Here is a 23,285-nt window from a genome sequence, read left to right as displayed (position 1 = left end):
CATGCACGTCGTCTTCCGCGAAAGCCACGGGTTAGAAGAAACCGAAACCCCGACCGATCTGGGCCAGAGCCCGGCGGATCTGGTGGTGCTGTCCTTCTCGGACAGCGACCTTGGCGCTTTCGCGGCAGGCTGGCATCGCGGTGGCGGGGCCGAAGGGCGTATGCCAACGATGCGGCTGGCCAATCTGACGGCGTTGAAGCACCCGCTTTCCGTCGACACCTATGTCGAGCAGACGCTTGAGGGGGCCAAGGGTATTCTGATTCGCTTGATCGGCGGCGTACCCTACTGGTCCTACGGCCTGCAGCAGGTTTTGGCGCTGGCGCAGGCCAAGGGCATTGCATTGGCCGTTCTGCCCGCCGACGGGCGCGAGGATACGCGGCTGGACGACTACTCAACCCTGCCCGTCTCGACCCTGCGGCGGCTGGCGCATCTTTGTGACACTGGCGGTGAAGTCGCGGCACAGGCTGCTTTGGCGCAAATGGCGCTGGCGGCGGGGCTTTATGCCGGGCCGGTGATGGGAGCCAAGACCCTGCCGGAATGCGGTGCATGGTGTCCGGATCGCGGCGTTATCCCCGTGGACAAGGCGTTCTCGGGCGATACGAAGCGCATCCTTGTGAGCTTCTATCGGGCCTATCTGACCGCGGCGGACACCGCTCCGGTCGCAACTTTGATCCGCAGCTTACGAGACCGTGGCCTGGACGCGGTTGGGCTGTTCGCGCCGTCGCTGAAAGCCCCCGCTGCGGCCGACTGGTTGCGCGAACAGGTTGATGCCCTGAGCCCATCCGCGATCATCAACGCCACTTCCTTCTCGGGCAAAGGCGCGTCGGGGACATCCCCCTTGGATGCAGCAGATGTGCCGGTGTTTCAGGTCGCCCTGGCGACCTCGCGCCGCAAAGCATGGGCCGAGGCGGAGCGAGGGCTGTCCCCCGCCGACCTTGCCATGCATGTGGTGCTGCCCGAAGTGGATGGGCGTATCTCGGCCGGTATTGCCTCCTTCAAAGAGCCCGGCAAACGCGACCCGCACCTTGAGTATTCCCGCTTCGCCCACCGGGCCGAACCTGAACGGATCGAAGCGATCATCGACCGTGTAACTGGTTGGCTGAACCTGAATGACCGACCTAAAGAGGATCAGGTGCCTGCTTTGGTGCTGTCCACCTATCCCGGCAAGGATTGGCAGATGGCCCATGCGGTGGGCCTCGATGCACTTGCTTCGGCCGAAGCGATGCTGGCCGATCTGCAGGACGAGGGCTATGACACTGCACCGGCAGAGCCGATTGCAGATGTTTTGCTGGACGCCCGAATTTCGTGGCCGCTGCAGGATTACCTCACCACACTTGCCGATTTGCCAGAGCAATTGCGTTCAGATCTGAACACCGTCTGGGGGAACCCCGAGGATGATCCAGCCTTCACCGATGGCGCGTTTCAGTTCACGGCTCTGCACCGGGGCAAAGCGCTGGTCGCGCTGCAGCCTGAACGCGGCACGCCTGAATTGCGCGATGACGATTATCATGACTTGTCGCGCACGCCGCGGCACAGCTATGTCGCGTTTTATCTGTGGCTGCGCAAAAGCCTTGGTGCCGATGCGCTGATCCATATCGGCGCCCATGGCACGCTGGAATGGCTGCCGGGCAAATCGGTCGCCCTGTCCGACAAATGCTGGCCCGAGGTTCTGATCCGCGATCTTCCGGTTATCTACCCATTCATCGTCAACGACCCCGGCGAGGCCGCGCAGGCCAAGCGCCGGATCGGAGCCGTCACGCTGGGCCATATCCCGCCCCCAATGAAGGAAAGCGGCACGCCGGATCGGATGGTTCGGTTGGAATCGCTGCTGGATGAGTTCTCGAACGCCGACGGGCTGGACCCTAAGCGCCGCGACCGACTGCAAGAGGATATCCGGGACGAGGCGCATGCCATCGGGCTGGAAAGCGATCTGGGCCTCGATCAGGCGACCTGCACCGCCGAGGCGATCACCCGCATCGACCGTTTTGTCTGTGACATCAAGGAAAGCCAGTTCGGTGACGGGCTGCACATCTTTGGCCGCATACCCGAGGTGACAGGCAATTTCGATCCCGCACCCTCGGCCAATGCCGAGCGGAGTGCCCTAATTGACGCGTTGGCCGGAAAACGGATCGAGGCCGGGCCGTCCGGCTCACCCTATCGCGGCCGTTCGGACGTGCTGCCAACCGGGAGGAACCTCTACACCACCGATCCACGTTCAGTGCCCACTCGCGCGGCCTACACACAGGGCGTGAAACTGGCCGAGGAACTGGTGCGGCGGCACCTGCAAGAGGAAGGCGACTATCCAAAGGGTTTGATCGTTGACCTCTGGGGCTCTGCCACAATGCGCACAGCCGGCGAGGAATTCGCCATGGCCTTGCACCTGCTGGGTGTGAAACCGGTCTGGGACAAGGGGTCCGAGCGGGTGTCCGGCATTGAAGTGCTGCCGATCACTGACCTCAGCCGCCCACGTCTGGATGTCACGCTGCGTGTCTCGGGCCTGTTCCGGGACGTGTTTCCGACGCTCTCGGCGCTTTATGGTCAGGCGGTTCGCGCCTTGTGCGAACGTGATGAGGCGACTGATTGGAACCCCTATGCGGGGCAGGTTCCGGCAGCTCGCGTCTATGGCCCGGCGCCGGGTAGCTATGGCCTGAACATGACTCATCTGTCCGAAACCTACACCGACGAGGCGCGCGAACAGGCCGGGCAGGCCTGGCTGGACGCCAGCTCATTCGCGCTGGAAGGTGTGCATATCGCGCAGGACGTCGACGGCATCAGTCAACGCGTCGCCAACGCGGACAGCTTTGTCCATCTGCAGGACCTGACTGAAACCGACCTTCTGCTGGCCAACGACTATGCCACCCATGAGGCCGGATTTGCGGCCGCCAAGAAGATCACTGGTGGTACCGCGCAGCTGTATCACCTGGACAATACCAACCCCGAAAACCCGCGCGCCCGAACCCTGCCCGAGGAAATCAGTCGCGTCGTACATGCCCGTGCAGCCAATCCGGGCTGGATCGCAGGAATGCAAAGGCACGGATTCCGGGGTGCGGCCGAGATCGCGGCAACACTGGATCACATGGCCTCGTTTGCACATCTGTCCGGCACGGTCGCGCCGCATCTGTTCGACCTGTACCACGACGCCACTCTCGGCGACGCCGAGGTCGACGCCTTCCTGCAAGAGGCCAACCCTCAGGCGCATCAGGCCATGCAGGACCGGTTCCGCGCCTTGTTGGAGGCAGGTCTATGGAACACACGCCGCAACTCGATCCGAGCCGATTTGGAGGGGCTGGGATGAGTGCGCCCATTGTCCAGGGTTGGTGTCCGGGTGCCCATCGACCGATGATGTCGGGCGATGGGCTTGTCGTGCGCGTGCGGCCACGGCTGGCCCGTCTCAGCGCCGCGCAGGCGCTTGGCCTGTGTGACCTGGCTGAGCGATTTGGCAACGGCACGATCGACCTGACCAACCGGGCTAACCTTCAGTTGCGCGGGGTCAAGGAAGACGATCACCAACCATTGCTCAAGAAGTTGGCTTCGCTCAATCTGTTGGACGCTGAGCCGGGAATTGAAGTGCGCCGCAACATCCTTGTTTCGCCACTGTATCAATTGGGCGATCTGACCGCGCGACTGACGCAGGAGTTAATCGATCGTTTGGGCGAACTGCCTGCACTGCCGGCCAAGTTCGGTTTCGCGATCGACACCGGCCCGGCGCGGCTGCTGTCAGACGACTCGGCCGATATCCGGCTGGAAACCGGTGTGGACGGGCTGGTGCTGCGAGCCGACGGCGCGCCGACAGGTCGAGCTGTCAAAGAAGCCGAAGCCGTCAATCAACTGATCGAATTGGCACGGTGGTTTGCCGAACATCACACCTCTGACACCCGTCGTATGGCGCGCCTTGTTGCCGCCACGGGCCTGCCGGCGGCATGGCAAGGCAAGGCACCCGGGCCGACAGCAGGCCCGCTGCAGCCGTCTTTTTGCCCGCTAGGTGCCTTATATGGTGCCGCGTTCGGGCAATTGCCGGCACGAAAGTTGCATGACCTGATTGAAGACAGCGGCGCCTCTGCCTTGCGGGTCACGCCGTGGCGGCTGATCCTGCTGGAAGGCGGGGCGGCGATACCTGCCCCAGACTTTGTCACAAATGGCACCGACCCGCTGATGACGACCGACGCCTGCCCCGGCGCACCGTTCTGCCCGCAGGCCCAGGTGGAAACCCGCACTATTGCGCGTGCATTGGCCGCTCGGGTCGCAGGCAGTCTGCACGTCTCGGGTTGCTCCAAAGGATGTGCCCGCATGGGCACAGCAAATGTCACTCTGGTCGGCAATCACGGACGATTTGATCTTGTCAAAAACGGCCGCGCAGGGGATGAGCCATTCCAGCGTGGGCTAAGCCCCGAAACACTTAAGACTATGGACCTGACCTGATGCCCTATGAATACGAAACCGATGGCGCAGCGATCTATAAACAGAGCTTTGCCACGATCCGGTCCGAGGCTGATCTGGCCCGTTTTGACGCCGACGAAGAACAGGTCGCAGTGCGCATGATCCACGCCGCCGGGATGGTCGGTCTGGAAGAGTTCGTGCATTTCTCGCCAGGCTTTGTGACGGCTGCCCGAGCGGCACTGGAAAACGGCGCGCCGATCTTATGCGACGCGCGTATGGTCAGCGAAGGCGTGACCCGGTTCCGCCTGCCCGCCGATAACGAGGTGATCTGCACTCTGCATGACGAGCGGGTTCGTCCTCTGGCCGCTGAAATGAGCAATACCCGTTCGGCCGCTGCGCTGGAGCTGTGGCGTCCCCAGCTGGAGGGGGCAGTGGTGGCCATTGGCAACGCGCCGACCGCCCTGTTCCACCTGCTGAACATGCTTGAAGACCCCGACTGCCCACGCCCCGCCGCCATCATTGGCTGCCCGGTTGGATTTGTCGGCGCGGTAGAGTCCAAAGACGCACTGTGGGAAGCACAACCCGTGCCTTCGTGCATCGTCAAAGGTCGTCTGGGCGGAAGCGCCATTACTGTCGCCGCCATCAACGCCATCGCGAGCCGCGCGGAATGAGCGCGGGCAAGATATACGGGTTGGGCCTCGGCCCCGGTGATCCGGACTTGATGAGCGTTCGGGCCGACCGGCTGCTGCGAAACGCGCGTCACGTGGCGTTTTTCCGCAAACCGGGCCGCAGCGGTCAGGCGCGTAAAATCGTCAACGGCATGATTCCGGGAGATGCAGTGGAGTTCCCGATGGAATACCCCGTGACCACCGAAATCCCACTGACCGACCCGCGCTACAACGAGTTGCTGTCAGCGTTCTACGAGGAATGCGCAGCACATCTGAAATCGCTGTCGGATCAGGGCGAAGAGGTTGTGGTCCTGTGCGAAGGCGATCCGTTCTTCTACGGGTCTTTCATGCATCTTTACAGCCGATTGCGCGATCAAGCTGAAGTCGAAGTCGTTCCCGCCATCACCGGCATGTCCGGTGCTTGGACAGCGACCGGAGACCCGATCACCTGGGGAGACGATGTTCTGACCGTTTTGGTCGGCACCCTACCCGAGGACGATTTGGCACGGCGCATGGCGCAGACTGACGCGCTGGTGGTCATGAAGATCGGGCGTAACATCGACAAGGTGAAGCGGGCGCTGAAAACCGCTGGCCTGTACGATCGCGCATGGATTGTTGAATTTGCACAAATGCCGAACCAGACGGTAACGAAACTGTCCGAGGCTTGTGAAAAAGTTACCCCTTATTTCTCGATCATCATCGTGCATGGTCAAGGGCGGCGGCCATGAGCGGTTGGATCAAGATCGCTGGCCTTGGGCCGGGCAACGAAGACTTGGTGACGCCCGAAGTTTCGGCCGCGTTGGCTGAGGCCACGGATGTGGTCGGCTATATTCCCTACGTCGCGCGCGTGGCGGAACGCCCCGGCCTGACGCTGCACGCCAGTGACAACCGGGTTGAGATCGACCGCTCGCAACACGCTTTGCAGATGGCCGCCGAAGGGAAACGTGTGGTCGTGGTGTCCTCTGGCGATCCGGGTGTATTCGCCATGGCGGCTGCAGTGTTCGAAGCTCTGGAAAACGGGCCGGTTGAATGGCGCGATGTTCCGATCGACGTCCTGCCGGGGATTACCGCGATGCTTGCGGCTTCGGCGCGCGCCGGTGCTCCGTTGGGGCATGATTTCTGCGCGATCAACCTCAGCGACAATCTCAAACCGTGGGCCCTGATCGAAAAGCGACTGCGTCTGGCGGCGCAAGGCGATTTTGCCATGGCATTCTACAATCCGCGATCAAAGTCCCGCCCCGAAGGCTTTGTCAAAACGCTGGAAATCCTGCGCGAAGAATGCGAGCCCGGGCGTCTGATCCTGTTCGCCCGCGCGGTGTCACGTCCGGATCAGGCGATCCGTATCTCGACCCTCGCAGAGGCAACACCGGACATGGCAGACATGCAGACGGTGGTCATTGTAGGCTCATCTCTGACCCGCGTGATAGAACGAGACAGCGCTCCGATCGTTTACACCCCGAGGTTCACACCGGAATGAGCCAGCCAGTCCAAAACCTGCGTCACGCTCGACAGTTCAGTCCTTTGCGGAAGGGCCGGACGGTCGATCATCAGCACCGGCAAGCCCAACGCCCGCGCGGCGTCCAGCTTGGCGCGTGCTCCGGTGCCGCCCGCGTTTTTGGACACAACCAGTTCGATACCGTGGCGTTGCATCAGAACCCGGTCATCCGCTTCGGTAAACGGCCCACGCGACACCACCACATCGCAATGCGGCAAGGGCAGTGCGTCCGGCTCATCCACCAGGCGGAGCAGATAATGATGTTGGGGCTGGGCAGCGAAATCATCCAGATGCATTCGCCCCACAGCCAGAAAAACGCGCTGAGCTGGCCCTGCAAGGGCCGCGACTGCGCTATTTATGTCGGGGACATGGTCCCACCGGTCGCCGTGCTGAACGGACCAAGCCGGTCTGGTCAGCGCGGCCAGCGGCACATTGGTTTCGTCGCATGCCGCAACCGCATTGCTGCTCATCTGGGCCGCGAATGGATGCGTCGCGTCGACGACGTGGGTGACCGAGTGATCCCGAATGTAACCCGCCAGCCCATCAGCTCCACCAAACCCGCCAACGCGCACCGGCAGCGGCTGAGGGCGCGGGCTGTCCACGCGTCCCGCGTAAGAGTACGTTGCCGGAATGCCCTGCTCGGCCACATCTTTGGCCAGCGCATTGGCCTCGGTCGTGCCGCCAAGAATCAGGAGGTGAGTCATGCATGAGGCTCCGTGGCTAAGCGTTTTGGGCTTGGGCGAAGATGGACTGGATGGACTGCCGCCCGCAAGCCGTCAAGTGCTGGAGCGCGCCGAAATTATCATGGGTCCGCAGCGCCACCTGTCTCTGATCCCAGACGCAGGTGCCCAGCGTGTTGAATGGCCGGTGCCCTTTGCCGACGGGCTGCCGATTCTGACCGGATTTCGGGGGCGGCCGACGGTTGTTCTCGCCTCAGGCGATCCGTTCTGGTTCGGTGCGGGATCAGTCATCGCCCGCAATTTCGACGTCGGAGAGTGGGTTGCCCTGCCCGGTCAATCCACCTTTTCGCTGGCAGCCGCCCGTCTCGGCTGGCCGCTGGAAAGCACGCAGACATTTGGCCTGCACGCAGCACCGCTTACGCGACTGCGGCCGCACCTTGCACCGGGATTGCGCGCCATTCTGCTACTTCGGAACGGGGCCGCAGTGGCTGAGCTTGCAACGTACCTCAACGAAACCGGCTTTGCCGATACGCAATTGCACGTCATGGAAGCGCTAGGCGGTCCGCGCGAGCGGTCGCGCAGTGTGACCCTGACCGAGGCATTGCTGGGCGGGTTCGACCACCCGGTCTGCGTCGGGCTTGAGGTTGCGGGCGAAGGTCAGGCTCTGCCAAAAGCATCCGGCAAGCCAGACGAGATATTCGAAACCGACGGACAGATCACCAAGCGCCCGGTGCGCGCACTGACCCTGTCGGCGCTGGCCCCCAAGCGCGGGGAACACCTGTGGGACATCGGCGGTGGGACCGGCTCGATCAGCATCGAATGGCTGATGTGCGACCCGACCCTGACCGCAACTACGATCGAGCCCCTTACAGACCGTGCTGAACGCATCCGTCGCAACGCGGATGCGTTGGGGCAGGATCGGCTGAGCGTGGTGCACGGCACCGCTCCGGACGCGCTGGACGGCCTTCCGCTGCCGGATGTGGTCTTTATCGGGGGCGGTCTGAGCGTTGACTTACTGGAATGGCTGCAAACGTCTCTGCCCACTGGTACACGTCTCGTTGCCAACGCCGTGACGTTGGAAAGCGAGGCCTTGCTGGCGCAATGGCATGACAAGCTGGGCGGAGAACTTTTGCGTATCGAGCTGGCGCAAGCCTCGGCATTGGGTCCACGGCGTGGCTGGAAATCAGCCTATCCGGTAGTGCAGTGGAGCGTGACCATATGATCGTGGCGGGGCTTGGTTTCTCGTCGACAGCTACCGTCGACAGCCTGCGTGCGGCGTTTGAACAGGCCAGCGTCGGTCAAAATGTGGACGCGCTAGCCACGGTCGCAGACAAGGAAGGCCACGCGGCACTTGCCGAATTTGCCCTGACCGCCGCCCTGCCCTTGCATTTCATCGCGCCTGCCGATCTTGCCGGACAGCGCACACTCACCTGCTCGAATCGCAGCCGCGCCACATATGGCACTGGCAGCGTGGCCGAAGCATCCGCCCTTGCCGCCGCCGGTCCCGGCGCGCGGCTGACCTCTCCCAGACAGATCTCGGACGACCGGCTTGCAACCTGCGCCGTCGCCATCGGAGGACAGATATGACCGTTCATTTCATAGGCGCCGGACCAGGTGCCGCCGACCTGCTGACCCTGCGCGGACGCGACATCATCGCGTCCTGCCCGGTATGCCTCTACGCCGGATCGCTGGTACCGGAAGAGATTCTGGGTCATTGCCCCGAAGGCGCAAAGATCGTGAACACCGCGCCGATGGATCTGGATCAGATCATGGCCGAGATTGAAGCTGCCCATAAGGCGGGCCAAGACGTGGCGCGTCTGCATTCCGGTGACCTTTCGGTCTGGTCCGCGATGGGCGAGCAGATCCGGCGACTGAAAGAAATGGGGATCCCGGTCAGTGTGACACCCGGCGTGCCCTCGTTTGCCGCCGCCGCTGCCTCGCTTGGGACGGAACTGACCCTGCCCGGTCTGGCGCAATCTGTGGTTTTGACCCGCACACCCGGTCGTGCGTCATCGATGCCCGAAGGTGAGACGCTTGAGAATTTTGCCCGCACCGGGGCGACTCTGGCCATCCACCTGTCGATCGGCAATCTGGACAAAGTGATCACCGATCTGACCCCGGCCTATGGTGCAGAATGCCCGGTGGCCGTGGTGTATCGCGCCAGTTGGCCGGACGAGCGGATCATTCGCGCCACTCTGGCAACTCTGAAAGAGGCGCTGGACGAAAGCATCTCGCGCACTGCCCTGATCATGGTTGGTCCCGCACTTGCCGGAGAAGGCTTTGACGAAAGCTGCCTCTATTCAAAAGACTACGACCGCCGCTATCGCCCGCAAAGTGCTGAGAGCCCATGGTCAAGCTGGAGCCATGGGGATGACTAACCCACCAGGAATTCTGATCTCTGCGCCGTCCTCCGGTACCGGCAAAACCACCGTGATGCTGGGCCTGCTGCGCGCACTGGCCGAGGACGGCCTTAAGGTGCAACCGTTCAAAAGCGGACCGGACTATATCGACCCGGCCTTTCATCGGGCCGCCGCCGGGCGGGCGTCGTTCAATCTGGACAGCTGGGCAATGGCCGAACCCTTGCTGGGTGCGATTTCTTCGCAAGCTGAGGGCGCAGACATTGTGGTGGCCGAAGGCTCGATGGGGTTGTTTGACGGCGTGGCCAAGCCGGGGGAACTGGGCCATGGGTCCAGCGCCGAAACCGCCCAGCGCATGGGCTGGCCGGTGGTTCTGGTGCTGGATGTCGGCGGTCAGGCGCAATCTGCGGCGGCGACGGCACTGGGGTTCCGGATGTACAATCCCGACCTGCCCTTTGCAGGGGTGATCCTGAACCGTTGTGCCAGCCCCCGTCACGAGCGCCTGACCCGATTGGGGATGGAGCGCGCGGGCCTCCCCGTTCTGGGCGTGTTGCCCCGGCGCGGAGATTTGACCCTGCCCGAGCGGCATCTTGGCCTGATTCAAGCAGTCGAGCACCCCGATCTGGAAAGCGCGATTGCCGGATATGCCGCGTTCCTGCGCGAGCATGTGGATCTTGACGCAATCAAGGCAGCGGCTTCCTCAGGCCCCAAGGAGCCATCGTCAGCCGCGCTGCCGCGGCCTCCGGCCCAGCGGATCTCACTGGCCCGGGACGCCGCTTTTTCGTTCACCTATCCGCATTTGCTGGAGGGCTGGCATGCGGCTGGGGCGGCAATCTTGCCGTTTTCACCACTGGCCGATGAAGCCCCAGCAGCAGATGCCGATCTTGTTTGGTTGCCGGGCGGTTATCCCGAACTGCACGCTGGCACTCTGGCTGCCGCCAATACCTTCCTGACCGGCCTGCGCAAGCACGCGGAGACAAAACCCGTACATGGCGAGTGCGGAGGATATATGGCGCTGGGTGAGGCACTGATCGACAAGGAAGGTGTCCGGCATCAGATGGCGGGCCTGCTTGGGCTTGTGACGTCCTACGAAAAGCGCAAGTTCAACCTCGGGTATCGAAAGGCGCAATTGCTGGCCCCCATGCCGGGTTACGCAACTGACATGACATTGCGCGGTCACGAGTTCCACTATTCGTCCATCGTGGAACAACCGGATGCGCCTTTGGCCCGTGTATTTGATGCCGAAGGCGTTGAAGGCCCACAAACAGGTTCGGTACGTGGCAATGTAACCGGAACATTCTTTCACCTGATCGCAGAGGCACAGGCATGAGCGGTTTTGTTTCGTTCATTGGATCTGGACCGGGTGATCCGGAACTGCTGACGCTCAAGGCTGTTGACCGGATGCAAAAGGCGGATGCTGTGCTGTTTGACGACCTCAGCAGCGGACCGATCCTGAGCCATGCTCATGAGGACGCCGATCTGGTGGGCGTTGGAAAACGCGCCGGGCGCCCGTCGCCCAAGCAGGACCACGTGAGCCGATTGCTGGTGGATTATGCCAAGACCGGCGCCCGCGTGGTGCGTTTGAAATCCGGTGACGGCGGGCTGTTCGGACGGCTGGAAGAAGAGCTGGTGGCGCTGCGCGAGGCTGGAATCGAGTACGAGATCATCCCGGGGATCCCTTCGGCCGTGGCAGCTGCCGCAGCGGCGGGCATTCCGCTAACCCGGCGCCTGACGGCAAGACGCGTGCAGTTCGTCACAGGCCACGACGTCAGCGGCAAGCTGCCCGACGATCTGAATCTGGCTGCCCTCTCCGATCCGGATGCCACAACCGTTGTCTTCATGGGCAAACGCACATTCCCCCTATTGGCCAGCACCTTGCACGAACACGGTCTGCCTTTGGACACACCGGCACTGATGGCCGAGTCCGTCTCGACGCCGGATCAGTCTTTGCAGCGATCCACAGTTGGCGGGCTGGCTGAGAAGCTGGCAGATGAAATCGGAACGGCCCCGGCGCTGATCCTCTATGGGCCACTGGCAGAGTTCGATGATGTATGACCTGACGCTGATCGGTATTGGCACCGGCAACCCGGACCATGTGACGTTTCAAGGTGCGCAGGCCATTCGGAATGCGGACGTGATCCTGATCCCGCGAAAGGGTGAGAACAAGGCCGATCTGGCCGGGTTGCGCGAAGAGATCATCACGCAGGTCACCGACACACCGCCAAAGATCGCATATTTCGATATTCCCAAGCGGCGCGCTGACGATGGGTACCTGCGGGGCGTTGACGAATGGCATGACGCGATTGCCGTGCGTTGGCACGAGGCGATCTCGGCCCACCCTGATGCGCGCCAGTTTGCTCTGCTGATCTGGGGTGATCCGTCCCTATATGACAGCTCTCTGCGGATCGCGTCGCGGCTGGACCCACAACCAGCCACCCGAGTGATTCCCGGCATTACCGCCCTGCAGGCACTGACGGCGGCGCATGCGATACCGATCAATGATCTTGGCGCGCCTTACGTGGTCACGACCGGTCGGCGAATTCGCGATGAAGGCTGGCCAAAAGGCGTGTCAAAAGTCGCGGTAATGCTGGATGGCGAGTGTTCCTTTCAAAGCCTTGAGATGGCGGATTACGACATCTGGTGGGGCGCCTATGTTGGGATGAAGGAAGAGATCCTGATCAAAGGCTCTCTGACCGATGTGGCTGACCAGATCCTGGAAACGCGGGCGCAGGCGCGGGCGGATCACGGCTGGATCATGGATATTTATTTGCTGAAAAAGCGCACAAACTGATCCAATCGTCGCTTTTCCCCAGCGGTTTCAGCCCTGAAGGCCCACGCGATTGTGAGTGCGCTGCACTCCGGTTTCTGGCATCAACCACTCATCCCTTATGATCAGGAGCGTGCGATGAAGGCCATTTCGACCGTATTGTGTTTGCTGGCCCTGCCCGCCCTTGCGCAAGAACCGCTTTCGGGTTGGGCCGTTCATCCGACGGACAAAAGCTATGATGAGTTGGTCGCTGACACGAAGTCAGCCGTAAAAGAAAACGGCCTGATCGTGGTCACTCAGGCCGGACCGACCAAGGCCGCCGCAGCACGTGGCATCATCATTCCGGGAAATCTGGTGATCGGAGCCTTCAACAACGACTACGCCGTGCGCGTTCTGGAAACGTCAGTCAGCGCGATGATCGAAGCACCAATCCGGTTTTATGTGACCGAAAACGACGATGGAACAGCCACACTGTCCTACAAAACCCCCAGCTATGTTTTCGCGCCCTATGTGTACGAAGGCGGTGAGCCACTGCGTGATATTGCCCAGGAACTTGACACAAAGTTTCAGGCAGTGGCGGAAACCGCCGTCAAATAGTCACACTGACGTGAACCTGCTTGCGTCCGGACGCGTCCTCCGCAATCTGCAGAGTTGTGATTACTTCGGAGCATAACTGATGCAGGACGTCTCGCCCCGCGCCGCGGACCTTTTGGCGCAAAGATTGTATGAGGCCGGATGCCGCCACGCCTTTGGCATGCCAGGCGGCGAGGTTCTGACGCTGGTGGATGCACTGGAGCAGGCTGGGATTACTTTTCATCTCGCCAAGCATGAAAACGCTGCCGGTTTCATGGCTGAGGCAGTGCATCATCGTGATGGAGCGCCTGCCATTCTGGTTGCCACGCTGGGCCCTGGTGCGATGAACGGGATCAACGTGGTCGCCAACGCGTTGCAGGACCGTGTGCCGATGATCGTGCTGACGGGCTGCGTCGATGCCGATGAGGCGCTGACCTATACGCATCAGGTGATGGACCACGCGCAAGTCTATCGGTCGATCACCAAAGGTACGTTCATGCTGACCGCGCAGGGGGCGGATGTCATCGCGGACAAAGCCGTCTCGCTGGCCAATCAACCGCGCCCTGGCCCGGTGCATATCGACGTTCCTATTTCTGTTGCGGATACGCGCGTATCCGGCGTCAAAACGCGGCGTAGATCTCCGATTGCTGCCGTCGCCCCCGAAGGCAATTGCGTCGAGAAAGCCCGCCGCTGGGTCGCCGACGCTGAGCGGCCTATCGCGATTGTCGGGCTGGATGTTCTGTATGACGGATCGCGCAACATAGTTCAGGCGTTTCTGGAACACTTCGGCATCCCCTTCGTCACAACCTACAAGTCAAAGGGCGTTATTCCTGAAGATCATCCGCTGTGCCTTGGCGGAGCCGGATTGTCGCCTCTGGCCGACAAGCACCTGCTGCCATTGGTAGAACAGGCCGATCTGGTTCTGTGCCTGGGATATGACCCCATCGAAATGCGCCCCGGATGGCGCGAGATCTGGGACCCCGAGGAAAAGCGCGTCATCGATATCTCGGCCGTGGTCAATGACCATTACATGCATCAGGCCGGGCTGAATATGGTTGCGAACACGGGTCCTACTTTGGAAGCCATCGCCAAGGGCAACCCCGCGCGTGAGACATGGCCGGGCGGCGAACCCGCGCAAGCCAAAGCCGCGCTGGCGCAGGCCTTCCCGACCAACGATGAATGGGGGCCCGCCGCTATCATTGCCGAAACCCGCGCCACCCTGCCCGCTGAAACGCTGGCCACCGCCGACAGCGGCGCGCATCGCATCCTGCTGAGCCAGATGTGGGAATGTTCCGAGGAACGCGGGCTGATCCAGTCCTCGGCCCTTTGCACAATGGGCTGCGCCGTACCGATGGCAATTGGCCTGAAGCTGGCTGAACGGGACCGTCCGGTCATCAGCTTCTCGGGCGATGCAGGATTCCTGATGGTCGCCGGAGAGTTGTCAACCGCAGCCGAGATGGGCGGAAACCCGATCTTTCTGGTCTTTGTCGATGCCAGCCTTGCGCTGATTGAGCTGAAACAACGTCAACGCCAGATGGGTAATATGGGCGTAGACTTCGACCGTCATGACTTTGCAGCCATGGGGCGTGCCTTTGGCGGCAACGGGCACACGGTCCGTAACCGCGAGGAGCTGCGAGCGGCCCTGAATGAGGCCATGAACGCTGGCACATTCACTGTGATTGCCGCCGAAATCGACCGTGGAGGCTATGATGGCCGGATCTGAAGGACCGCTGAAGGGTGTCAAAGTACTGGACCTCAGCCGCATTCTGGCCGGTCCGACCTGCACGCAGTTGTTGGGCGATCTGGGCGCTAGCATCATTAAGATCGAAAACCCCGCGACCGGTGGCGATGATACCCGCCAGTGGGGCCCTCCTTATGTAAAAGACGCTGAAGGCAACAGATCCGATCTGAGCGCGTATTTCATGGCGGCCAACCGCAACAAGAAGTCCGTTGCAATCGATATCACCACGCCGGAAGGACAGTCTGAAATCAAACGCTTGGCCTCGCATGCGGACATTCTGATTGAAAACTTCAAACCCGGTGGGTTGGCGAAGTACGGCCTGGATTATGCGAGCCTGTCGCAGGAATTTCCAAGCCTCGTTTACTGCTCTATCTCTGGTTACGGCCAGACTGGGCCCAATTCGTCCAAGCCCGGCTACGACCTGATGGCGCAGGGGTATGGCGGGATCATGTCCCTGACCGGTGATCCGGATGGTTCGCCGATGAAGGTAGGTGTGGGTATCGCGGATGTGATGTGCGGGATGTACGCAAGCGTCGGCATTTTGGCCGCCCTGCGCCATCGCGATCAGACCGGCGAAGGTCAGCAGATCGATCTGGCCCTGGTAGACGCGCAGATCGCATGGCTGATCAACGAGGGGGTAAACTACCTGACCTCCGGCAACGTCCCGCAGCGGCGCGGCAACGGACACCCAAACATCGTGCCCTACGATGTCTACGAAACGGCCGACGGACATGTCATTCTGGCCGTCGGCAATGACAGTCAGTTCCGCCGTTTCTGTGAATTCATCGGCCACGCCGATCTGGCGGGTGATCCGCGATTTGCCACCAACCCTGCCCGACTGGAAAATCGTGACGCGCTGAACGCCGTGCTGCGCCCGGCCGTCAAATCACACGCTTCAGCGACGGTTATTGCCGAGCTTGAAGCCCGTAAGGTTCCCGTCGGACCAGTGCAGACATTGGATCAGGTTTTCTCCACCGATCAGGTCGATGCCCGTCAAATGCAGATCGCGATGCAGGCCGCCCCGGGCGAAGTTCAACTCATCGGAAATCCGCTGAAACTGTCACGGACGCCTGTAACATATCGTGCAGCTCCGCCCGTCTTCGGAGCAGATACACAAGCTGTATTGAACGCTGAAAACCCCTTTGACGATTGAAACACTCTGCCTGTTTCGGCGGCATGTTGCTGAAACATGCCCTTGAATCGGCGGTTTTTTTCAATTTTTGCCCACACGGCATTTCACCAATTCGAGAGCAGAGCCGATACTGATACGACGCTGTCGGAGTCTCTGCTACATCATTTGTTGTAGAAATTCTCGATTGGATCGGAACATGAACATGAAGCAAGACGTTTTCGGACAGATGAACACCCTGAGCCATCCGGCAAGCGTCGAAGCGTGGGATGGTGTTCTGCTTGGGTTCATGGCCCATGCCGCCGTTACGCCGCAGCATCTTGGCACAGTTCTTGAGCTTGAGCCCGATTTTGCCCTGGGCCATGCGATCAAAGGCCTGTTCATGGTTCTGCTGGGCCGTCGCGAGATGATGCCAGTCGCAGTCGAAGCCCTTGCCGCCGCCAATAGCGCTATGGAGCGTCAGCCGGTCTCGGCGCGCGAACGGCTTTATGTCGAAGCGTTGGGTCTGTATCTGGCCGACCTGCCCACGCAAGCCATTCAGAAATTCGAAGAGATCCTGCGCGCCCACCCGCAGGACACGCTGGCCATGAAGCTCAGCCATGCGACACGCTTTGTGCTGGGCGACCCGCACGGGATGCGCCGGTCGATCGAACGCGTTCTGCCTGCTTATGAACCTGATCATGCGGGTCGCGGCTATTTGCTGGGCTGTCATTCCTTCGCGCTGGAAGAAACCGGCGCTTACGAAAAGGCCGAGATCGCGGGCCGTCAGGCGTTGTGGATGGTGTCCGACGATGCCTGGGGTCTGCACGCCGTAGCACACGTGCATGAGATGACAGGCAACGCGCAATTGGGCCTTGATTGGCTGGCCGGGCGCGAAGAGGCTTGGACCCATTGCAACAACTTCCGCTATCACGTCTGGTGGCACAAGGCGCTGATGCATCTGGATCTGGGTCAGGTCGATCAGGTGATGGAGTTGTACGACAACTATATCCGTCAGGACAAAACCGACGACTACCGTGATATCTCGAACGCAACCTCGCTGCTGTCGCGGCTTGAGCTTGAGGGCGTCGAAGTCGGAAACCGCTGGGAAGAACTGGCTGATCTCAGCGCCGCGCGAACCGAAGATGGCTGCCTGATCTTTGCCGATCTTCACTATCTTCTGGCGCTGACCGGTGACAGCCGCACGGATGCAACCGGTAAAATGTTGCAACGTATTCAGAAAGATGCGCAACGTAATCAGGGGGATACCCCGATCCGCATGTCCGATCCAGGCATTGCCGCGGCCAAGGGCCTTGAGGCCTTCGGCGAAGGCCTGTACGGCGACGCCTTCGACTTTTTGTCGAATGCCCGAGCAGGTATGCAATTGGCAGGTGGAAGCCACGCCCAACGTGATGTTTTCGAGCGCATCACAATTGATTCCGGCCTGCGTGCCGGCCGTCTGGATGCTGTCGAGCGCATCCTGGACGATCGCCGCGCCAAAAGGGCCGGGGGCGAAGACAATTACGCTCTTGCGCGCCGCGCATTGATCGACGCAGCACGTGACAACGGAGACGCACAAAGCGTCCCGGCTGAATAACAAAAACAAGACCAAGAAGGACAGAACTCGTATGGCGACAGTTTCGCCCGCTTCTGATTTTGCGCCGGTGGCTGCCTCTGTGGCGGCCCCTGCCCGCACGCGCGACCCGCGACTGGATTTCTATCGCGGTATCGCGATGTTCATCATCCTGATCGCGCATATCCCGAACGACCCCTGGGCCAAGTGGATTCCTGCCCGGTTCGGGTTCTCGGACGCGACTGAGATTTTCGTGTTCTGTTCGGGCATGGCCTCGGCGATCGCCTTTGGCGGAGCCTTCCTGCGCAAGGGCTGGTGGATGGGCACCGCCCGCGTGTCGTTCCGTATCTGGCAGGTTTACTGGGCGCATATCGCGCTGTTCTTCTTTGTCGCCATGTCGATGGCCGCGCTGGATCAGAGCGGGTTGTTCGAGAAAAGCTATATCTCCTCCCTGAACCTCCAACATTTCTTCAACGATCCGGCCCCTCAGATCGTCGGGCTGTTCACGCTGACCTATGTGCCGAACTACTTTGACATCCTGCCGATGTATCTGGTGGTTCTGGCGATGATGCCGCTGTTCATGGGTTTGTCGAGGATCGGCTTCTGGGCCGTTGCACTAGCATCCGTCGCGATTTGGTTGGTCGCACAATTCGATGTTTTGGACCTACCGGCCGAGCCATGGTCAGAGCGTCAATGGTTCTTCAACCCCTTCGGCTGGCAACTGCTGTTCTTCACTGGCTTTGCCTTCATGCGAGGTTGGATTCCAGCGCCCCCGGTGTCGAAAACACTGATCTGGGCCGCAGCTTTGTTCCTGATTTTCTCGATGCCGTTCGGGTCGTGGAAAGTGTTCACATGGATCAACGCCGCAGCCCCTGATCTGGCGGATGAGATCCGCAAAGTCTGGCCCGTGACGAAAGAGTTCCGCGACAAGACCGATTTCGGCCTGTTCCGCTATCTTCACTTCCTGTCGCTGGCCTATCTGGGCTGGGTCGTGGCGGGTGAACACGGCCACCGGCTGATCGCCACCGGTCACGGAATGGCAGCCAAAATCTGGCAGATCCTGCTGACCGTGATCACCAAAGTCGGGCAGCAATCACTGGCAGTATTCGTTTTTTCGATGGCAGCAGCACGACTTATCGGCGTCGGACTGGATCTGAGTGGGCGGGATGTTGCCAGTGTTTTCGTCGCCAACATGATTGGCTTTGCGATGATCATCGGCGTGGCATACATGGCCGCTTGGTTTAAGTCACAACCTTGGAAGTCTAAGAAATGAATTTTACACGTCGCGCATTTTTGGCCTCGACTTCGGCGCTTGCCTTCGCGCCGGCCACATTTGCCACCGGTGGGGAAACCCCGTTTGACCGCAACGACGTCATAGCGCTGGCTCGTGAACTGGCCAGCCAACCCTACGCCGAACGCGATATGGTTCCGCAGGAATGGCAGGACCTGACATATCAGCAATACCGCTCGATCCGGTTCCGGCTGGACCGAGCGCTTTGGTACGAAACTGAGACGCCTTTTAATGTCGATTTCTTTACCCCGGGTCTGTACTTCCCGCGCGCGGTCAAAGTGTCGACGGTTGAGAACGGCATGGCGACCCCGGTCGCTTTCGACTTGGCGATGTTCGACAAGTCCGAAGAGGTCCCGGAACTACCCATCGACGACACGCTGGGCTTTTCTGGCCTGCGCCTGCGCACCGAAATGCACCGCCCCGGAAAAACCGACGAGTTCTGTGTCTGGCAAGGGGCCAGCTATTTCCGCGCCATCGGCCTGCACGAGGTTTACGGTCTGTCCGCCCGAGGTCTGGCCTTGAAGACCGGTGACCCGGATGGTGAGGAGTTCCCCGAGTTCATCCGCTTCTGGTTGGAACGTCCCAAACCCGGTCAACGCGATATGGTTGTCCATGCGTTGATGGACAGCCCGAGTGTGACAGGTGCCTACCGGTTCAACGTAACCGCGGGCGCGGATTGCGTGATGGATATCGAAGCCACGTTGTTCCCGCGCGAGGAACTGAGCCACGTGGGCATCGCCCCCGGCACGTCGATGTTCCTGTTCGATCAGACCAACCACAGCCGGTTCGACGACTTTCGCCCTGCCGTGCACGACAGCGACGGTCTGCTGATCCGCAACGGCGCCGGAGAGGTTCTGTGGCGGCCTTTGGCAAATCCGACGCGCCTGCAGATTTCCTCGTTCGTCGACACGAACCCGCGCGGTTTTGGACTGATGCAGCGGAAACGTAAATTCTCGGATTACGCGGACCTCGAGGCGAACTACCACAAACGCCCCGGCCTGTGGGTCGAGCCAGGCTCAGGTTGGGGCAAGGGCACCGTCACGCTGGTCGAGATTCCGGCGGATCAGGAAATCTATGACAATATCGTCGCCTATTGGCGGCCTATGGAGCCTTATGCCGCCGGGAGCCAGGTCGATCTGTCCTATCGCCTGATCTGGGGTGAGGAACCTCAACGCACGCCGATGCCGCGCGTGATCAATACGGCGATGGGTGAAAACACCTTCGGCGAAGGACGTCTGGCCGTTATCGATTTTGAAGAGAGCGAGTTGTTCGAAGACCCTGAGTCGATGACGATTTTCGTGGATTCTCCCCACGCCGAGACATCCGAGGGCGTTTTGCAACGCAACCCGGACACCGGCGGGCTACGGCTGGCGTTTTCATTCGAGCCCGGCGACCGCGACCATGTCGAACTGCGCGCGCAGTTGCTGAAGGATAAACAGCCGGCCTCTGAAGTCTGGCTCTACCGTTGGACCTCATGAACCGAGACCTGCATATCATGCCCCCTGAGGCGCCTTTGGCCATGCCCGCGCAGGATTTCAGCGCGGGTTTCCGGGATGCGCAGGTCCCGGACGGCAAGCGCCCTTCGACCGGCTTTTGGCGCGCGTTGGCGTTTTCGCCGGCAATGGCCGCGACCCTTGGCTTGCTTTGGGTTATGACTGATTGGTTCGATGCGGAAGGCATCAACCTGATCGAGGGCATTCTGCTGGCCCTGATCTCTTTCAACTTCTTCTGGATTTCCTTCACGGTCTGCACCGTCTTGCTGGGTATGGTGTCCTTGTCCCGGCAAGAGCGTCCGGTCCGCCAAGGGCGGTCGCAACCGCTGCGCGTGGCGCTGTTGATGCCGGTTTATAACGAAGTTCCCTGGAACGTGCTGGGCAACGCCCGAACGATGCTGGAAGATCTGCAGACGCGGGGCGGGCAGCACGACTATGCCATGTTCATCCTGTCCGACACCCGCGACCCCGAGATTGCTGCGCAGGAGCAGGCCAGTATCGAAGCGCTGCGTACAACCCTCGCACCCGGTCTTGAGCTGTATTATCGCCGCCGCGAGCAGAACACGGACCGAAAAGTCGGCAACATTGCCGATTGGGTCAGCCGTTGGGGTTCGGATTGGGATGCGATGCTGGTGCTGGACGCCGACAGTCTGATGACTGGTCGTGCCATCGCTCGCCTGACAGACGCTCTGGCGCGCGATCCGGGCGCGGGGCTGATTCAGAGCTATCCACAGCTGATCGGCGCGCAATCGGTTTTCGCCCGGATGCAGCAATTCGCCAATGGCGTCTACGGAATCGCATTTGCCGAAGGTCTTGCGCGTTGGTGCGGACAGGAAGGCAACTATTGGGGCCACAACGCGATTATCCGCACCAAGGCTTTCGCCAATTGTGCAGGCCTGCCAAAACTGCGGGCGCTGAATGGTCAGGAAAAACTGATCATGAGCCACGATTTTGTCGAGGCCGGCCTTTTGCGTCGAGCCGGATGGGCCGTGCGGTTTCTGCCCCGTATTCGCGGATCTTATGAAGAAACGCCGCCAACACTCATCGACCACGCACTGCGTGACCGGCGCTGGTGTCAGGGCAACCTGCAGCACCTGAAACTGTTGGGCTCTGCCGGGTTCCAGCCCGTGTCGCGGTTCCACATGTTCCACGGAGCCGTTGGCTATCTGATGTCGCCATTGTGGTTTGCGTTGCTGGTCATGTGGGCGCTGATTGGTCAGGGCGAGGATGCTTCGGTCCTGCATTACTTCAGCCCTGATAATCCAATGTTCCCGCAGTGGCCCGAGATGTCGGAAACCCGCCATGTGCTGATCATTCTGGTGATGTATGCGATGCTGCTTGCGCCAAAGGTACTGGGTGTTATGGCCCTACCGCTCAGCGGGGTGCGTTATGCCGAATTCGGTGGTGGGCGAAAGTTTGTGACTTCGTTCCTGACCGAAGTGCTTCTGTCAATTCTGTACGCCCCCATCCTGATGGTGCAGCAGGTGATCGCCGTATTCCGTACCGCGCTTGGAATCCAAAAGGGCTGGTCTCCGCAAGCTCGGGATGGCGGCAGCTACAGCCTGCGCACGTTGATCCTCTGCCACTCGGTTGAGACCATCAGCGGCATCGCACTAAGCGTTGGCATTCTGTCCGGCCTTGTTTCTATCTGGTTGGCGCCGATCGCCATCAGCCTTGCGCTGGCGATTCCCCTGTCCGCGCTTAGCGGTGTCTCGGCCGGTGCTGCGCGCCGCATGGTCGGCATGAAAGAGGACTTTCAGGAACCTGCCATTACGCGCTCGGCCCGTCGCTACCGGGATGAGTTGAAGACCGTGATCGAGGGTAAAGGCATCATGACCCCTGCCGAGTGATCACCCGCCCGGCAGGCCCTCGTACCAATCGACCATCATGTCGGCCCAGCCTTTGGGCACATTGTGACCGCCGGGGAACAGCGCGAATTCCAGAGCGCTGCCTTCGGCGCATGTGGTCCACTTGCGGCGCATGAACTGACCCGTGGTGCTGAACCCGGTGGGCTTAGTGTCGACGCATTCATTGGCCTCGCGCCAAATCTCCAGACCTGCGAAAATATCGCCCTGATGGAACCGCCCTCCTCCCAACAGCCTTCCTTCCAGCGGAACAACATTGTCTGTCCAGCCATGAGTGTGGAACAGGCGCACCGGGCCGTCGCATGTCTCGGGATCCGGTCGCCAGAACCCGCCTGACACTGGCACATAAGCCGAGAAAGTACCCGGCGCGGCACAGGCAAGGTAATAAACCATAAAGGCCCCTGCCGAGAAGCCGCCCAGAACGACCCGATCCGTATCAACACCAAACCGATCCGCGGCGTCTTGCACAGCCTCAGTCAAAAAGGCCGCTTCATCGCGCCCTTCCCACCCTGGGAAGAAGTTCCAGCTTTGCCGCCCGTTGCGTTCTGAACCCTCTGGCGCCATCACGGCATAGCCGCGTGCCAGCAACGGCTCGACCATACCGCGGTTCTTCAATGTCCCCGTAGCAGTCCCGCCATAACCGTGCAGAAACACAACCAGCGGCGGGTTTTCATCCTCGGGCAATTCGATGTGATACCCGCCCGAGGCGATCTCGCACATGCCATCCTGATCGGCACAGGCGGCAAGCCCCGCCTGCCCTATCAACGTCAGGCCAGCTGCCAGCGTCAATTCCCGGATCATCCTGCACTCCTGTCGTAGTTATTGACCGGTAATCCGGCACGCACCCAACCCGGCCCGGCGGCCGAACCCAACATACCTTCTGGTACATCAATGATGTTTGTAAAACCTGCCTCGGTCAGTCTGTTGCTTAGCCGAGCCGAGCGGACGCCCCGAGCGCAAATCAATGCGATCGCCGTACCTTTGTCGCCCTGAGAAAGCTGTGTCAGCGCAGGGATAAAATCCTCGCGGCGCATGTCCAGAAAATGAGCACCCTCCCCGATCCCGGTCGCCTGCCATTCCTTGGGAGTTCGTATGTCCAACAACAATATGTCCCCAGAAACGGCCTTCTTGTGCGCGGCCTGAACACTCAGCTGTTTGCCGGCGTAGTCAGGAGGGATCAGGCGGTACTCACGTATCGCAAATCCGGCCGCTACTGCGGCAGAGCCTCCGATCAAGATCCACCTGCGGGATCGGTTTGCGTTTAGGGCCACGTGACACCCTCCTGACCTGACAGAAT

The 23,285-nt window shown here is 60.9% G+C and carries 21 protein-coding genes; 18 read left to right on the top strand and 3 right to left on the bottom strand.

Translation table 11 applies throughout. From position 1 onward, the window contains the following. The first annotated feature begins 1 nt into the window (after position 1). The 5 genes from cobN to cobJ are packed head-to-tail and all read left to right on the top strand — an operon-like array spanning position 2 to position 6,522. Positions 2-3,295, top strand: a complete 3,294-nt coding sequence (gene cobN, locus MHN28_RS04670) for a cobaltochelatase subunit CobN (protein ID WP_239336497.1) — start codon at positions 2-4, stop codon at positions 3,293-3,295. Further along, positions 3,292-4,419 carry a cobalamin biosynthesis protein CobG gene (locus MHN28_RS04665; protein ID WP_239336495.1) on the top strand — a complete coding sequence of 376 codons (1,128 nt, stop codon included), beginning with the start codon at positions 3,292-3,294 and terminating at the stop codon, positions 4,417-4,419. Before cobN ends, MHN28_RS04665 begins: the two co-directional genes overlap by 4 nt. After that, positions 4,419-5,048: a precorrin-8X methylmutase gene (locus tag MHN28_RS04660; RefSeq protein ID WP_239336493.1), complete on the top strand. Its 630-nt coding sequence runs from the start codon at positions 4,419-4,421 to the stop codon at positions 5,046-5,048. Before MHN28_RS04665 ends, MHN28_RS04660 begins: the two co-directional genes overlap by 1 nt. Continuing rightward, the gene (locus MHN28_RS04655; protein WP_239336487.1) at positions 5,045-5,773 is read left to right on the top strand and encodes a precorrin-2 C(20)-methyltransferase; all 729 of its coding nucleotides are present in this window, start codon (positions 5,045-5,047) and stop codon (positions 5,771-5,773) included. The genes MHN28_RS04660 and MHN28_RS04655 overlap by 4 nt, the downstream gene beginning before the upstream one ends. After that, positions 5,770-6,522 carry a precorrin-3B C(17)-methyltransferase gene (gene cobJ / locus MHN28_RS04650; protein ID WP_239336484.1) on the top strand — a complete coding sequence of 251 codons (753 nt, stop codon included), beginning with the start codon at positions 5,770-5,772 and terminating at the stop codon, positions 6,520-6,522. The genes MHN28_RS04655 and cobJ overlap by 4 nt, the downstream gene beginning before the upstream one ends. On the opposite strand, the gene MHN28_RS04645 is transcribed toward cobJ, so the two are convergent. Further along, positions 6,495-7,244 (bottom strand): cobalt-precorrin-6A reductase, encoded by a 750-nt coding sequence (locus tag MHN28_RS04645; protein WP_239336480.1) that lies wholly within the window; start codon positions 7,242-7,244, stop codon positions 6,495-6,497. The two genes, cobJ and MHN28_RS04645, sit on opposite strands and share 28 nt — an antisense overlap. On the opposite strand from MHN28_RS04645, the gene cbiE reads away from it, so the two are divergent. The 13 genes from cbiE to mdoH all read left to right on the top strand — a co-directional run bounded on the left by cbiE (position 7,243) and on the right by mdoH (position 21,973). Beyond that, positions 7,243-8,442: a precorrin-6y C5,15-methyltransferase (decarboxylating) subunit CbiE gene (gene cbiE, locus MHN28_RS04640; RefSeq protein ID WP_239336477.1), complete on the top strand. Its 1,200-nt coding sequence runs from the start codon at positions 7,243-7,245 to the stop codon at positions 8,440-8,442. The genes MHN28_RS04645 and cbiE overlap by 2 nt on opposite strands. Beyond that, positions 8,439-8,807, top strand: a complete 369-nt coding sequence (locus tag MHN28_RS04635) for a cobalamin biosynthesis protein (RefSeq protein WP_239336850.1) — start codon at positions 8,439-8,441, stop codon at positions 8,805-8,807. Before cbiE ends, MHN28_RS04635 begins: the two co-directional genes overlap by 4 nt. After that, a complete protein-coding gene (gene cobM / locus MHN28_RS04630) occupies positions 8,804-9,598 on the top strand; it encodes a precorrin-4 C(11)-methyltransferase (protein WP_239336474.1) in 795 nt (264 codons plus the stop codon). The genes MHN28_RS04635 and cobM overlap by 4 nt, the downstream gene beginning before the upstream one ends. Then, positions 9,585-10,907 carry a cobyrinate a,c-diamide synthase gene (locus MHN28_RS04625; protein ID WP_239336471.1) on the top strand — a complete coding sequence of 441 codons (1,323 nt, stop codon included), beginning with the start codon at positions 9,585-9,587 and terminating at the stop codon, positions 10,905-10,907. The genes cobM and MHN28_RS04625 overlap by 14 nt, the downstream gene beginning before the upstream one ends. After that, a complete protein-coding gene (gene cobA / locus MHN28_RS04620) occupies positions 10,904-11,632 on the top strand; it encodes a uroporphyrinogen-III C-methyltransferase (protein WP_239336469.1) in 729 nt (242 codons plus the stop codon). Before MHN28_RS04625 ends, cobA begins: the two co-directional genes overlap by 4 nt. Beyond that, positions 11,625-12,368, top strand: a complete 744-nt coding sequence (gene cobF / locus MHN28_RS04615; RefSeq protein ID WP_239336848.1) for a precorrin-6A synthase (deacetylating) — start codon at positions 11,625-11,627, stop codon at positions 12,366-12,368. Before cobA ends, cobF begins: the two co-directional genes overlap by 8 nt. Before the next feature lie 114 nt (positions 12,369-12,482). Continuing rightward, positions 12,483-12,941: a DUF302 domain-containing protein gene (locus MHN28_RS04610; protein WP_239336467.1), complete on the top strand. Its 459-nt coding sequence runs from the start codon at positions 12,483-12,485 to the stop codon at positions 12,939-12,941. A 79-nt stretch (positions 12,942-13,020) separates the two neighbouring features. Next, complete coding sequence (locus MHN28_RS04605; protein ID WP_239336464.1) at positions 13,021-14,640, top strand: thiamine pyrophosphate-binding protein; 1,620 nt, start codon at positions 13,021-13,023, stop codon at positions 14,638-14,640. Continuing rightward, positions 14,627-15,811: a CaiB/BaiF CoA-transferase family protein gene (locus MHN28_RS04600; protein WP_239336461.1), complete on the top strand. Its 1,185-nt coding sequence runs from the start codon at positions 14,627-14,629 to the stop codon at positions 15,809-15,811. Before MHN28_RS04605 ends, MHN28_RS04600 begins: the two co-directional genes overlap by 14 nt. A 181-nt stretch (positions 15,812-15,992) precedes the next feature. Then, positions 15,993-17,363, top strand: coding sequence for a tetratricopeptide repeat protein (locus tag MHN28_RS04595; protein WP_239336458.1), 1,371 nt, complete (start codon positions 15,993-15,995; stop codon positions 17,361-17,363). A gap of 31 nt (positions 17,364-17,394) precedes the next feature. Further along, a complete protein-coding gene (locus MHN28_RS04590) occupies positions 17,395-18,612 on the top strand; it encodes an OpgC family protein (RefSeq protein ID WP_239336455.1) in 1,218 nt (405 codons plus the stop codon). Further along, positions 18,609-20,108 (top strand): glucan biosynthesis protein, encoded by a 1,500-nt coding sequence (locus tag MHN28_RS04585; RefSeq protein ID WP_239336452.1) that lies wholly within the window; start codon positions 18,609-18,611, stop codon positions 20,106-20,108. Before MHN28_RS04590 ends, MHN28_RS04585 begins: the two co-directional genes overlap by 4 nt. Beyond that, positions 20,105-21,973: a glucans biosynthesis glucosyltransferase MdoH gene (gene mdoH, locus MHN28_RS04580; RefSeq protein WP_239336449.1), complete on the top strand. Its 1,869-nt coding sequence runs from the start codon at positions 20,105-20,107 to the stop codon at positions 21,971-21,973. Before MHN28_RS04585 ends, mdoH begins: the two co-directional genes overlap by 4 nt. Here mdoH and MHN28_RS04575 read toward each other — a convergent pair whose 3' ends face one another. Then, positions 21,974-22,789 (bottom strand): PHB depolymerase family esterase, encoded by an 816-nt coding sequence (locus MHN28_RS04575; RefSeq protein ID WP_239336446.1) that lies wholly within the window; start codon positions 22,787-22,789, stop codon positions 21,974-21,976. After that, positions 22,786-23,259 carry a rhodanese-like domain-containing protein gene (locus MHN28_RS04570; RefSeq protein ID WP_239336443.1) on the bottom strand — a complete coding sequence of 158 codons (474 nt, stop codon included), beginning with the start codon at positions 23,257-23,259 and terminating at the stop codon, positions 22,786-22,788. The genes MHN28_RS04575 and MHN28_RS04570 overlap by 4 nt, the downstream gene beginning before the upstream one ends. Between the last annotated feature and the right edge of the window lie 26 nt (positions 23,260-23,285).

The sequence above is a fragment of the Ruegeria sp. Ofav3-42 genome, assembly GCF_022347725.1.
In the GTDB taxonomy this organism is placed as follows: Bacteria; Pseudomonadota; Alphaproteobacteria; order Rhodobacterales; family Rhodobacteraceae; genus Ruegeria.
Note: the sequence above shows the minus strand (reverse complement) of the source record. Positions and strands in the feature narration are given on the sequence as shown.

Bases quoted from the DNA above. Each gene is read 5' to 3' on its own strand.
- cobN (WP_239336497.1), top strand. From the start codon at position 2: ATGCACGTCGTCTTCCGCGAAAGCCACGGGTTAGAAGAAACCGAAACC.
- MHN28_RS04665 (WP_239336495.1), top strand. From the start codon at position 3,292: ATGAGTGCGCCCATTGTCCAGGGTTGGTGTCCGGGTGCCCATCGACCG.
- MHN28_RS04660 (WP_239336493.1), top strand. From the start codon at position 4,419: ATGCCCTATGAATACGAAACCGATGGCGCAGCGATCTATAAACAGAGC.
- MHN28_RS04655 (WP_239336487.1), top strand. From the start codon at position 5,045: ATGAGCGCGGGCAAGATATACGGGTTGGGCCTCGGCCCCGGTGATCCG.
- cobJ (WP_239336484.1), top strand. From the start codon at position 5,770: ATGAGCGGTTGGATCAAGATCGCTGGCCTTGGGCCGGGCAACGAAGAC.
- cbiE (WP_239336477.1), top strand. From the start codon at position 7,243: ATGCATGAGGCTCCGTGGCTAAGCGTTTTGGGCTTGGGCGAAGATGGA.
- MHN28_RS04645 (WP_239336480.1), bottom strand. From the start codon at position 7,244: ATGACTCACCTCCTGATTCTTGGCGGCACGACCGAGGCCAATGCGCTG.
- MHN28_RS04635 (WP_239336850.1), top strand. From the start codon at position 8,439: ATGATCGTGGCGGGGCTTGGTTTCTCGTCGACAGCTACCGTCGACAGC.
- cobM (WP_239336474.1), top strand. From the start codon at position 8,804: ATGACCGTTCATTTCATAGGCGCCGGACCAGGTGCCGCCGACCTGCTG.
- MHN28_RS04625 (WP_239336471.1), top strand. From the start codon at position 9,585: ATGGGGATGACTAACCCACCAGGAATTCTGATCTCTGCGCCGTCCTCC.
- cobA (WP_239336469.1), top strand. From the start codon at position 10,904: ATGAGCGGTTTTGTTTCGTTCATTGGATCTGGACCGGGTGATCCGGAA.
- cobF (WP_239336848.1), top strand. From the start codon at position 11,625: ATGTATGACCTGACGCTGATCGGTATTGGCACCGGCAACCCGGACCAT.
- MHN28_RS04610 (WP_239336467.1), top strand. From the start codon at position 12,483: ATGAAGGCCATTTCGACCGTATTGTGTTTGCTGGCCCTGCCCGCCCTT.
- MHN28_RS04605 (WP_239336464.1), top strand. From the start codon at position 13,021: ATGCAGGACGTCTCGCCCCGCGCCGCGGACCTTTTGGCGCAAAGATTG.
- MHN28_RS04600 (WP_239336461.1), top strand. From the start codon at position 14,627: ATGGCCGGATCTGAAGGACCGCTGAAGGGTGTCAAAGTACTGGACCTC.
- MHN28_RS04595 (WP_239336458.1), top strand. From the start codon at position 15,993: ATGAAGCAAGACGTTTTCGGACAGATGAACACCCTGAGCCATCCGGCA.
- MHN28_RS04590 (WP_239336455.1), top strand. From the start codon at position 17,395: ATGGCGACAGTTTCGCCCGCTTCTGATTTTGCGCCGGTGGCTGCCTCT.
- MHN28_RS04585 (WP_239336452.1), top strand. From the start codon at position 18,609: ATGAATTTTACACGTCGCGCATTTTTGGCCTCGACTTCGGCGCTTGCC.
- mdoH (WP_239336449.1), top strand. From the start codon at position 20,105: ATGAACCGAGACCTGCATATCATGCCCCCTGAGGCGCCTTTGGCCATG.
- MHN28_RS04575 (WP_239336446.1), bottom strand. From the start codon at position 22,789: ATGATCCGGGAATTGACGCTGGCAGCTGGCCTGACGTTGATAGGGCAG.